Source organism: Undibacterium sp. Jales W-56, from assembly GCF_025548535.1.
GTDB lineage: Bacteria > Pseudomonadota > Gammaproteobacteria > Burkholderiales > Burkholderiaceae_D > Undibacterium.
Window position 1 is genome coordinate 13,625 of record NZ_JAJLQW010000005.1, and the last position, 11,962, is coordinate 25,586.

Genomic DNA, 11,962 nt, shown 5'->3' on the forward strand with positions numbered 1-11,962 from the left:
AACTTTTGCTGCACGGGTTTGGCCACAGGTTCTGTCATCGTTGGGTTGAAATTAATGGGAGTATATGAATTATTTTGCAAATTCCGCATACCAGATAAGCGGATTTAGCTATGTGATATAGATACTCTGGCCCAGTATATTAAATGGCGATAAACCGTATGATGCCGTCGTCCCCGAGTTCGCGCCGCAATATGCCGTCGAACCAGAGCTTGTGCAGATGCGCGAGCGCTTCGCCCATGGCAAAGGTGATCTGGTGCGCATCGAGCGGGCGGCGGAACATGACCGGCACGATATCGGCAGCCGATTGCAGGCTGGCGCAGGCATCTACCACTTCGGCCAGGCGATCGCGGTGATGGTCGTTGAGTTGCTGAATCCGCGTAGATAAACCGCGGAAGGGTTTGCCATGCGAGGGCAGGATCAGCACGTCGTCCGGCAGCGCCGCATATTTCGCCAGCGAATCCAGGTATTGCTGGACCGGATTGGCTTCCGGTTCGATCGCGAATACCGAGACATTCGTCGAAATTCGCGGCAGCAGCATGTCGCCGGCAATCAGCAGACCCAGGTCCGCGCAATACAATGAGGCGTGTTCCGGCGAATGACCAAAACCGGTAATTACCTGCCAGTCGCGCTGACCGATGCGTAGCGGGCGGCCTTCCTGCATGCGGTGATAGGCGGTCGGCACCGCTGGCACCAGCGTGGTGTAATAGCTTTTGCGCTCCTGGATTTTTTCCTGCATGTCGCTGGGCATGCCATGCTTTTTAAAATGCGGAAACATGGCACTGCCGTCGGCGCCCGGCAAACTGGCCGACATCATGCGGGCAAACGCATATTCACCGGCCGTCATCCACAATGGCGCCTGCCAGCGTGCGCATAGCCAGTCCGCCAGCCCGACATGATCGGGATGGCAGTGGGTGGCGATCACCCGGACAATCGGCAAGCCGCGCAAACCGGCCTCGGGATGGCTGAACAAGCTTTCCCATGCGTCCCGCGTGGCGTCGCTGGAAATCCCGCAATCGACCAGGGTCCAGCCATGCAGCAAGCCCTGTGCGCTTTCAAAATCGTCTTCGATCAGCCACAAGTTGATGTGATTCAGCGCAAACGGCAAGCCCATTCTGACCCACAGCACACCCGGCGCGATTTCCGTGGTTTGCCCGGTTTCAGGCAAGTGCTCGCCGAGCGGGTAATCGAGTTGCAATTCCAATGGATTCATCGTTGCGCTTTCAGTAGGTTGTGCTTCGCTAGGTTGAGGGCGCACACAGTCGCCGCAGAATGTCCTACAATGCGATTTTGCCTCATTTGACGTTTACGTAAACGGCATTTCCTGCGCTATGCAGGCATCATCGATACGCGAGTATTGAACGGAGGCAATAAGCTGTCGTCAGCCCCAGATTGTAATCAAAATTGACTTCCTTGTTTTTTGCCCTTGTTACGCTGAGTGTTTTCACCTATGGCCACCTATACGATTACCGAGCTCGCAAGAGAGTTTGACATCACCCCGCGGGCGATTCGCTTTTACGAGGATCAGGGCTTGCTGAGCCCGACCCGCGACGGTCCGACCGGACGCAACCGCGTCTACACGGCGCGTGAGCGCACCCACCTGAAGCTGACCTTGCGCGGCAAGCGGCTCGGTCTGAGCCTGTCCGATATCAAGAGTCTGGTCGACATGTACGGCTCGCCCAAAGATACCGAGGCGCAGTTGCAAAGCTTCCTGCTGGTGCTGGCGCGGCATAGGGCGGCGCTTGAGCAACAGCGTGAAGACATAGAAATCATGCTGGCGGAAATCAGCGCCCACGAAGAGGAAAGCCAGCGTTTATTGGCTGAACAACTGGGGAATAAGTAAAACTACGGTATCCGTTACATTGGGCTAATTGACGTTTACGTAAACGTCAATTTGACGTATGCTTTTTAATGGCATTTACACGCATTATTTTTAAATTGCCATTGAATTAACGAGAGATTAGTGATGTAGGGGGCGCCGTGCGCACCTACGTCCAGGCCAGGTGAGTTTGGGTGCGCATGGCCATGTTCGGGCGCATACCTGCGTTGCAAATCCTCGCAATACCGACGTATTGCTCCGGTTTGCGCCTTGGTCTGCATTCCGAGAATGTGATTTCAGAAGTTTCCTGAGGCGTAAAATGGAATTTTTATAAGTGGTGTAAACGAATGAAGGCAGCGCTTAATTAGTCCACGCTTGGGGCTGACTCGAAAATCCATCAAAAAAGTAGTGAAAATTTAATTATTTAAGTGAGGACGACATGTTGCATTTACCCGGTTTGACCTTTGATCATGGCGAAGACATCGCCGCCCTGCGTGAAACCATCCAGCAATTCGCTGCCGCCGAAATCGCCCCGCGCGCCGCCGAGATCGACCGCAGCGACCAGTTCCCGATGGACTTGTGGCGCAAAATGGGCGAGTTGGGCATCCTCGGCATCACGGTCAGCGAAGAATACGGCGGTGCCGACATGGGTTACCTGGCGCATATCATCGCCATGGAAGAAATCTCGCGCGCCTCGGCTTCGGTCGGCTTGTCCTACGGCGCGCATTCGAACCTGTGCGTGAACCAGATCAAGCGCAACGGCACCGAAGAGCAAAAGCAGAAGTACCTGCCTAAGCTGATTTCCGGCGAACATATCGGTGCGCTCGCGATGTCCGAGCCGAACGCCGGTTCCGACGTGGTCAGCATGAAGCTGCGCGCCGACTGGAAAGGCGACCGCTGGGTGTTGAACGGCTCCAAGATGTGGATCACCAACGGCCCGGACGCCGATGTGCTGGTGGTGTACGCCAAGAATGACCTGGAAGCCGGTCCGCGCGGCATGACGGCTTTCCTGATCGAAAAAGGCTTTAAAGGTTTTTCGATCGCGCAAAAACTCGACAAACTCGGCATGCGCGGCTCGCACACCGGCGAACTGGTGTTCCAGGATTGCGAAGTACCGGCCGAAAACGTGCTGGGCGGCTTGGGCAAGGGCGTGAATGTCCTGATGTCGGGTCTCGATTTCGAACGCACCGTATTATCCGGCGGTCCGCTCGGTATCATGCAAGCCTGTATGGATGCAGTCGTCCCGTATGTGCATGACCGCAAGCAATTCGGCCAGCCTATCGGCGAATTCCAGCTGATGCAAGGCAAACTGGCCGACATGTATTCGACCATGATGGCGTGCAAGGCCTATGTGTACGCCGTCGGCCAGGCCTGCGATCGCGCCACCAATCCTGAGCAAATCCGCGCCTTACGTAAAGACGCCGCCGGGGCGATTTTGTACTCGGCTGAAAAAGCCACCTGGATGGCCGGCGAAGCGATCCAGACCCTGGGCGGCAACGGTTACATCAACGAATACCCGGTCGGCCGCCTGTGGCGCGATGCTAAATTGTATGAAATCGGCGCCGGCACCAGCGAAATCCGCCGTATGCTGATCGGTCGTGAATTGTTTGCAGAAACCAGGTAATTTTGAACCCCTCGCCCGCTTGCGGGAGAGGGGATATGAAGGGGGAGTGCAAAGGGGATACGAAACAGGATCGCCTGCGACAGCACTTCTCTAGCGGAACATAGAACAGTAAAAATCAACTCATTGCCGATTAAATGACGCATCTGCACATACCAACACCTTTGCTACAGCACCGTGCTCTTTCTGCGCAATTAGACAAACAAGTCTGGCTGAAGATGGAAAACACGCAGCCATCCGGTTCTTTCAAGCTGCGCGGCATCGGGCTGCTGTGCCAGCGCGCCGTCGCTGCCGGTGCGACGCATCTGGTTTGCCCGTCGGGTGGGAATGCCGGCTTTGCTGCTGCGGTAGCGGGTGCGGCTTTGGGTGTGCGTACCACCATCATCGTGCCGCAGACGACTCCCGAGAATGTGCGTCAGGCCATTCGCGCTATCGGTGCCGAATTGATTGTCGAAGGCAAGCAGTGGGATGAAGCGAATCAGCTTGCGCTGCGCCTGTGCCAGGACCCGGCGGCGATGTATATCCCGCCCTTCGATCATCCGGATATCTGGGATGGCAATGCGACCTTGATAGATGAAGTCGTCAAGGCCGCTCACCGGTTTGATGTCGTGATTTGCTCGGTCGGCGGCGGCGGTTTGCTGAGCGGCGTGGTGCAAGGCTTGCAGCGCAATGGCTTGTCACAGACCCCGGTAATCGCGGTCGAGACCGAAGGCGCCGCCTCTTTGCATGCAGCGGTACAGGCGGGGGAACTGGTGACTTTGCCTGCGATTACCTCGATTGCCAGCACGCTGGGAGCGAGTCGCGTGGCGCAGCAGGCATTTCAGTACACCAGAGAACATGACATCAAGACCGTGACGGTAACCGATGCGCAGGCGATCCAGGCTTGCCTGCGCTTTGCCGACGATATGCGCGTCCTGGTCGAGCCGGCTTGCGGCGCTGCCTTGGCCGTCGCGTATCAGAACTTAGCGGTGTTGGCGCCATACCAACGGCCTTTGATCGTTGTCTGCGGCGGCATGGGAGTGGATCTGGCGATTTTGGCGAAGCTAGGTACACTACAGGCTAGCTTATAGTGCGTTTTGTCCGCTATCCCATTTAATCTGCCAGCCGAACCGCCATGCCCCAAGTCGCCTTCCCTAAATTGCTGTCATCCCAGATTGCGTTCGATATCGCGCGCATGATCATGGACGGCTTCGACAAGCATTACCGCTTGTTCCGCGCCTCAAGTCAGGGGGCGAAGCGGAATTTTGAGAGCGGTGACTGGAAGCTTGCCCAGAATGCCGCTCGCGAGCGCATCGGTTATTACGATCAGCGCGTTAAAGAGTGCGTACAAAGCCTGGAAGATGAGTATGACGAAGACGACCTGAGCGACGAAGTCTGGCGTGAAGTCAAATTGCATTACATGGGTTTGCTGATCGATCACTTGCAACCCGAATTGGCCGAGACTTTCTACAACACGGTCTGTACCAAAATGCTGCACAGGAATTACTTCCACAATGACTTCATTTTCGTACGTCCCGCAGTATCGACCGAATACATCGAGAATAAAGAGACGCCGCCGACCTACCGCGTGTATTACCCGGCCACCGATGGCCTGCATTACACGCTGAAACGCATCGTCACGAATTTTCAGTTAAAAGCCAATTTCGCCGATCTCGATCGCGACATCGGCTTTGTCGCCGCGCGTTTAAGCGCCGTATTCGGCAGCGATAAAATCGAACCGAATCACCAGATCCAGGTACTGGCGAATTTATTCTTCCGCAATAAAGGGGCCTACATCGTCGGCAAGGGCATCAACGGCAATAAGGAATATCCTTTTGTCGTGCCCATTCTGCACAATCGCAAAGGCGAACTGGTGCTCGATACCGTGCTGTTCGACAATATCCAGATCACGGTCTTGTTCTCGTTCACCCGCGCTTATTTCATGGTCGATATGCTGGTGCCGTCGGCGTATGTGCAATTCATCCGCAGCATTTTGCCGAAGAAGCCGCGTAGCGAGATTTATACGATTCTGGGTTTGCAAAAGCACGGCAAGAATTTGTTTTACCGCGATTTTTTACACCATCTCAAATACTCGTCGGACCGTATCGAAGCCGCGCCCGGCATCCGCGGCCTGGTGATGCTGGTGTTCGCGCTGCCGTCGTTTCCGTATGTGTTCAAGCTGATCAAGGACAGTTTTCCGCCGCCGAAAGAAACCACCAAAGCACTGATCAAAGAAAAGTACCAGCTAGTGAAAAACCATGACCGCGTCGGGCGCATGGCAGATACGCTCGAATATTCGGATGTGGCGTTTCCGCGCGCGCGTTTTTCCGACGAATTGCTGGCCGAGATCAAGCAATTCGCACCGTCGATTCTGGAAGAAGATGACGATGAAATTATCATCAAGCATCTGTATATCGAACGACGCATGGTACCTTTGAATATCTTCCTGACTGAGGCGGAAAAACGGGGTGACGATGCCGCTATCGAGCACGGTATTTTCGAGTACGGCAATGCGATCAAAGAGCTGGTCGCCGCGAATATTTTCCCCGGTGATATGCTGTATAAAAACTTCGGTGTAACGCGTCACAGCCGTGTCGTGTTTTACGATTACGACGAGATTGAATATATCAGCGATTGCAATTTCCGCGTGATCCCGCAACCGCGCAATGAAGAAGACGAAATGTCCGCCGAACCCTGGTATCCGGTCGCCAGGAATGATGTATTTCCGGAGCAATTCGGCACCTTCCTGCTCGGCAACACCAAGGTGCGCCAGTATTTTATGAAACACCATGCCGATCTGCTGACTGCCGAGTACTGGCAGACCCGCAAAAAACGCATCATCGAAGGCAAGATCGATGACGTTTTTCCGTATCCGCAAGAAGTACGTTTTAGTTACGCCAGCAGCCAGGCGAATATACTCAACGGACCAAAACCAGCCTGAATTTTCACATTATTTTTCACCATTTTTTATCGGAGACAAACATGAATGATCCTATCGTTATCGTCGGTGCCGCACGTACTCCTATGGGCGCATTTCAGGGCGACTTTTCTTCCCTGAGCGCCAGTCAATTGGGCGCAGTCGCGATCAAGGCCGCAGTCGCGCGCGCCGGCGTCAAGCCGGAATTGGTGGAAGAAGTCTTGTTCGGTAACTGCCTGATGGCAGGCCAGGGCCAGGCTCCGGCCCGTCAGGCCGCACTGGCAGCGGGTTTGCCTATGTCGACCGGGGCCGTCACCTTGTCCAAGATGTGCGGTTCCGCGATGAAGGCCACCATGATGGCATACGACTCCATCAGCGCAGGCAGCAATGAAGTGATGGTCAGCGGCGGCATGGAATCCATGACCAATGCGCCTTACCTGATTCCAAAAGCACGCGGCGGCTATCGTATCGGCCACGGTCAGATTTTTGATCACATGATGCTCGATGGTCTGGAAGATGCGTACGATAAAGGTAGGTCCATGGGCACCTTCGCCGAAGATTGCTCGGCCAAATATCAGTTCAGCCGCGAAGATCAGGATGCATTTGCGATCGCCTCAGTCAAGCGCGCCCAGGCGGCAACCGCCGACGGTTCTTTCGCCTGGGAGATCGCACCGGTCACCGTCTCCGGCCGCAGCGGCGATGTCGTCATCGACAAAGACGAAGGCCCGCTGAAAGCCAAGCTCGACAAGATTCCGGCATTGAAGCCCGCGTTTAAAAAAGACGGCACCATCACCGCCGCGTCTTCCTCATCGATCAACGACGGTGCCGCTGCGCTGGTGCTGATGCGCGAGTCCAAAGCCAAGCAGCTCGGCCTGACGCCGATCGCCAAGATCCTCGGTCATGCCAGCCATGCGCAAGAACCGGGCTGGTTCACCACCGCACCGATAGGCGCGATTGAAAAGCTGTATAAAAAGGTCGGCTGGACGACGGCCGACGTCGACCTGTTCGAGATCAACGAAGCATTCGCCGCGGTCCCGATGGCAGCGATGAAAGATCTCGGCATTGCTCACGACAAGATCAATGTCCACGGCGGCGCCTGCGCGCTCGGCCATCCTATCGGCGCATCGGGGGCACGTATCGTCATCACACTGATCGGTGCCTTGAAGAAGCAAGGTAAAAAACGCGGCGTCGCTTCCTTATGCATAGGCGGCGGCGAAGGCACGGCGATGGCAATCGAGCTGGTCTGATTTTGCCGAAATTACCGCTACCTGATCCAAAGGTAAATACATGCCCACAGCCCTGATCCTCGGTGCCTCACGCGGCATCGGTCATGAACTGGCGTTGCAATACAAAGCCGCCGGCTGGCGTGTGATTGCGACTGCGCGCAAGGCTGCCGACCTGGCGTCTTTGCAAGCCCTGGGCTGCGAGGCTTTGCCTTTGGATGTGACCAATATCAATGACTGCGGCGCTCTTGGCTGGCGGCTCGATGATGAAAAAATCGATGTCGCTATCTTGAATGCCGGAGTGTATGGTCCGCGCACCACAGGATTGCAGACCCCGCATGACAGCCAGTTCGATGAAGTCATGCATACCAACGTGCTGGCGGCGATGCGGATATTGCCGATGGTGTTGCCGCTGGTCGAAAACGCCGGCGGTCGCCTGGCGGTGATCTCGTCGGTGATGGGTTCCATCGCGGAGCGTGCCGGTAGTCACGGCTGGTTATATCGGGCCAGCAAGGCCGCATTGAATTCGGTACTCAAGGATGTGTCGTTGCAGACGCAGCAGGCGATTTGCGTAGCCCTGCATCCGGGTTGGGTGAAAACGGAAATGGGCGGCGTCGGTGCCGAAATTTCCGTGGAAGACAGTGCGCAAGGCATACGCAAGACGCTCGCCGCTTTGCATGCCGAAGACAACGGGCAATTTTTTAATTACAACGGCGCCAGCCTGAGCTGGTAAGCAAGCATAGAAATACGAGACTGAGATGTTATTAACGCCAGAACACGAAATGATACGCGATGCCATCCGCGCATTTGCCCAGGAAAAACTCGTGCCGAATGCGGCGCGCTGGGACCGGGAACATCACTTCCCCGCCGCCGAATTAAAAGAGCTGGCGCAGATGGGCGCCTATGGCGTGGCGGTGCCGGAAGAGCTCGGCGGCGCCGGCATGGATTACCTGTCGCTGGCACTGGTATTGGAAGAAGTCGCCGCCGGCGACGGCGGTACTTCCACCGTGATTTCGGTGAATAATTGCCCGGTGTGCAGTATCGCCATGATGTATGCGAATGACGCACAAAAACAGCAATGGCTGCGGCCATTGGCCAGCGGCGAGATGCTAGGGGCATTTTGCCTGACGGAGCCGCACGCCGGTAGCGATGCCTCCGAATTGCGCACCACGGCACGGCGCGAAGGCAATGAATATGTGTTGAACGGCGTCAAGCAATTCATCACCAGCGGCAAGTATGCGGATGTCGCAATCGTAATGGCGGTCACGGATAAAGCTGCCGGCAAAAAAGGTATCAGCGCCTTCTGGGTGCCGACTAACACGCCAGGCTATATCGTCGCCAGCCTGGAACAAAAGATGGGGCAGCACTCATCCGACACCGCGCAAATCCTGTTTGAGAATTGCCGCATTCCGGTCGAAAACCTGATCGGTGAAGAAGGCATGGGTTACAAGATTGCCTTGTCCGGTTTAGAAGGCGGCCGCATCGGCATCGCCTCGCAATCGGTCGGCATGGCGCGTGCGGCGTTTGACGCTGCCCTGGCGTATGCCAAAGACCGCCGCAGTTTTGGCAAAGCGATTTTTGACCATCAATCGGTGCAATTCAAACTCGCCGACATGGCGACCCGGATCGAAGCTGCGCGGCAATTGATCTGGCATGCTGCCAGCCTGAAAGATGCAGGCAAGCCTTGCCTGAAAGAAGCGGCGATGGCGAAATTGTTTGCGTCTGAGATGGCAGAAAAAGTCTGCTCCGCTGCGATCCAGATTCACGGCGGTTATGGCTATGTCAGCGATTTCCCGGTCGAACGGATTTACCGCGACGTGCGGGTTTGCCAGATTTACGAAGGCACCTCGGATATCCAGAAAATCCTGATAGCACGGGCATTGGCGTAACGCCAGGGTAGGGTGCGCCACGCGCACCGATGGCGTTGCTTGGTGCGCATGGCATACCCTACGGAGGAATAGATGAAAAAAGGTTACAAGCAATTAGTCGATGAAGCCAGCGCACAGATCAAGACCTATAGCGTGGCCGAAGCACAGGCCAGGTTGAGCGATCCGCGAGTGCAGTTCATCGATGTCCGCGATGTGCGGGAGCTGGAGCGTGAAGGCGTGATTCCCGGCGCATTCCACGCACCGCGCGGCATGATCGAGTTCTGGGTCGATCCCGATTCGCCGTATTTCAAACCGGTGTTTGGCGAGCATAAAGAATTCATCCTGTTTTGCGCCGCAGGCTGGCGCAGCGCCCTGACCACCAAGACAGTGCAAGACATGGGATTGGAAAACGTCGCGCATATCGATGGCGGCTTCAGCGCATGGAAAGCGGCAGGTGCGCCGGTGGCAATCAAAACCAGTAAGAACGAAGGTAAATAAATCAGTATGACTACCTTGTGCCCCTGCGGTTCGGGCAAAGAATTCGGGCAATGTTGTGCACCATTTTTAAATGGAGGTGAAATCGCACCCGATGCCGAGGCATTGATGCGCTCACGCTACACCGCTTATGCCTTGAGTGACGAAGCCTATCTGCGCGCCACCTGGGATGCGCGCACCTGTCCGGTAGAACGCATCGTGCATGACGAGCCGACGCAGTGGCTGGGACTGGAAGTGAAACAATATATGCTGGATGCAGGCAACACAGACAACGCCACCGTGGAATTCGTAGCGCGTTACAAAATAGCCGGGCGAGCACATCGCCTGCATGAAGTAAGCCGTTTTTTACGCGAAGACGGCAAATGGTTTTATGTGGATGGCAGTTTTCCGACCAAAGACGATAAGAAGAGAAAATACAAATGACGACCCTAGATTCCAAATTGAATAGCCGCTCCGAAGATTTCAAGGCGAATGCCGCTGCGATGCAGCGCGTAGTCGATGACCTGAAAGAAAAAATCGCCAAGATTGCGCTGGGCGGCGGTGACGAGGCGCGCAAAAAACATCTGGCACGCGGCAAGCTGCTGCCGCGCGACCGCGTGCAGATGCTGCTGGATCCCGGCACGCCGTTTTTAGAGTTCTCACAACTCGCCGCCTACGATATGTACAAGGAAAAGAGCGGCGCCGATGCCGCGCCATCAGCCGGCGTGATCACCGGTATCGGTCGCGTATCGGGGCAGGAATGTCTGATCGTGTGCAACGACGCGACGGTCAAAGGCGGCACTTATTACCCGATGACGGTGAAGAAGCATTTGCGTGCGCAAGAGATCGCCGAGCAAAATAATTTGCCGTGTATTTATCTGGTGGATAGCGGCGGCGCAAACTTGCCGAATCAGGACGACGTATTCCCGGATCGTGATCACTTCGGCCGCATCTTCTTTAACCAGGCCACCATGTCGGCCAAAGGCATCCCGCAGATCGCGGTCGTCATGGGCTCATGTACTGCGGGCGGCGCGTATGTCCCGGCAATGAGCGATGAGTCGATCATCGTTAAGAATCAGGGCACGATTTTCCTCGGCGGCCCGCCGCTGGTCAAAGCCGCTACCGGCGAAGTCGTCAGCGCCGAAGACCTCGGTGGCGGCGACGTGCATACGCGTCTGTCCGGCGTGGTCGATCATCTGGCGCAAAACGATACCCATGCGCTGTCGATGGCACGCACTATCGTGTCGAACCTGAATCGCCAGAAACCCGTCAGCGTGGTGTTGAAAGACGTTGAAGAGCCGAAATTCCCTGCGCAAGAATTGTATGGCGTGATCCCGCTCGATACCCGCAAACCTTTCGATGTGCGCGAAGTGATTGCGCGCGTGGTCGATGGCAGTCATTTCGATGAATTCAAGGCGCGCTATGGTACGACTTTAGTTTGCGGCTTCGCGCATATCCATGGCATGCCGGTCGGTATCATTGCGAATAACGGCATCTTGTTTTCTGAATCGGCATTGAAAGGCACGCACTTTATCGAACTGTGCTGCCAGCGCAAGATCCCGTTGGTATTCCTGCAAAATATCACCGGTTTCATGGTCGGTCGCAAATACGAAAACGAAGGTATCGCCCGTAACGGCGCCAAGATGGTGACTGCGGTCGCCACCGCCAATGTGCCGAAGTTCACCGTCATCATCGGCGGGAGTTTCGGTGCCGGTAATTACGGCATGTGCGGCCGTGCGTTCTCGCCGCGCTTCATGTGGATGTGGCCGAATGCGCGTATTTCCGTGATGGGCGGCGAGCAGGCCGCCAGCGTATTGGCCACCGTCAAGCGCGACGGTATCGAAGGCAAGGGCGGTAGCTGGAGCGCGGAAGAAGAAGCCGCGTTCAAGCAACCGATCAAGGACCAGTACGAACACCAAGGTCACCCTTACTACGCCAGTGCGCGCCTGTGGGATGACGGCGTCATTGATCCTGCCGATACGCGTATGGTATTGGGCCTGGGCTTGTCGGCGGCCTTGAACGCGCCGATTCCTGAAGTGAAATTTGGTTTGTTCAGGATGTAAG

11 protein-coding genes are annotated in these 11,962 nt (G+C 56.0%); 10 read left to right on the top strand and 1 reads right to left on the bottom strand.

Translation table 11 applies throughout. The features are described 5' to 3' along the window. Positions 1-139: 139 nt before the first annotated feature. The gene (locus LPB67_RS13710) at positions 140-1,210 is read right to left on the bottom strand and encodes an MBL fold metallo-hydrolase (protein WP_262837838.1); all 1,071 of its coding nucleotides are present in this window, start codon (positions 1,208-1,210) and stop codon (positions 140-142) included. Positions 1,211-1,447: 237 nt separating this feature from the next. Between LPB67_RS13710 and LPB67_RS13715 the strand changes: the two genes are divergently transcribed. From LPB67_RS13715 to LPB67_RS13760, 10 genes are all read left to right on the top strand, one after another. Further along, positions 1,448-1,840, top strand: a complete 393-nt coding sequence (locus LPB67_RS13715; protein ID WP_262837839.1) for a MerR family transcriptional regulator — start codon at positions 1,448-1,450, stop codon at positions 1,838-1,840. Between the two features lie 415 nt (positions 1,841-2,255). Beyond that, the gene (locus LPB67_RS13720) at positions 2,256-3,440 is read left to right on the top strand and encodes an isovaleryl-CoA dehydrogenase (RefSeq protein ID WP_262837840.1); all 1,185 of its coding nucleotides are present in this window, start codon (positions 2,256-2,258) and stop codon (positions 3,438-3,440) included. 134 nt (positions 3,441-3,574) lie between these two features. Then, positions 3,575-4,507: a pyridoxal-phosphate dependent enzyme gene (locus tag LPB67_RS13725; protein WP_262837841.1), complete on the top strand. Its 933-nt coding sequence runs from the start codon at positions 3,575-3,577 to the stop codon at positions 4,505-4,507. Between the two features lie 44 nt (positions 4,508-4,551). Continuing rightward, positions 4,552-6,357, top strand: coding sequence for a bifunctional isocitrate dehydrogenase kinase/phosphatase (aceK, locus tag LPB67_RS13730; RefSeq protein ID WP_262837842.1), 1,806 nt, complete (start codon positions 4,552-4,554; stop codon positions 6,355-6,357). 41 nt (positions 6,358-6,398) lie between these two features. Beyond that, on the top strand, positions 6,399-7,580 hold the full coding sequence (locus LPB67_RS13735; RefSeq protein ID WP_262837843.1) for an acetyl-CoA C-acetyltransferase: 1,182 nt from the start codon (positions 6,399-6,401) through the stop codon (positions 7,578-7,580). A gap of 40 nt (positions 7,581-7,620) precedes the next feature. Then, entirely contained in the window at positions 7,621-8,289 is a 669-nt protein-coding gene (locus LPB67_RS13740) for an SDR family oxidoreductase (RefSeq protein WP_262837844.1), read from the top strand. A 25-nt stretch (positions 8,290-8,314) separates the two neighbouring features. Further along, a complete protein-coding gene (locus LPB67_RS13745; RefSeq protein ID WP_262837845.1) occupies positions 8,315-9,445 on the top strand; it encodes an acyl-CoA dehydrogenase family protein in 1,131 nt (376 codons plus the stop codon). 72 nt (positions 9,446-9,517) lie between these two features. Next, positions 9,518-9,922, top strand: coding sequence for a rhodanese-like domain-containing protein (locus LPB67_RS13750; protein ID WP_262837846.1), 405 nt, complete (start codon positions 9,518-9,520; stop codon positions 9,920-9,922). A 6-nt stretch (positions 9,923-9,928) separates the two neighbouring features. After that, entirely contained in the window at positions 9,929-10,342 is a 414-nt protein-coding gene (locus tag LPB67_RS13755; protein WP_262837847.1) for a YchJ family protein, read from the top strand. Then, positions 10,339-11,961, top strand: a complete 1,623-nt coding sequence (locus LPB67_RS13760; RefSeq protein ID WP_262837848.1) for a carboxyl transferase domain-containing protein — start codon at positions 10,339-10,341, stop codon at positions 11,959-11,961. The genes LPB67_RS13755 and LPB67_RS13760 overlap by 4 nt, the downstream gene beginning before the upstream one ends. The last annotated feature ends 1 nt before the right edge of the window (position 11,962 follow it).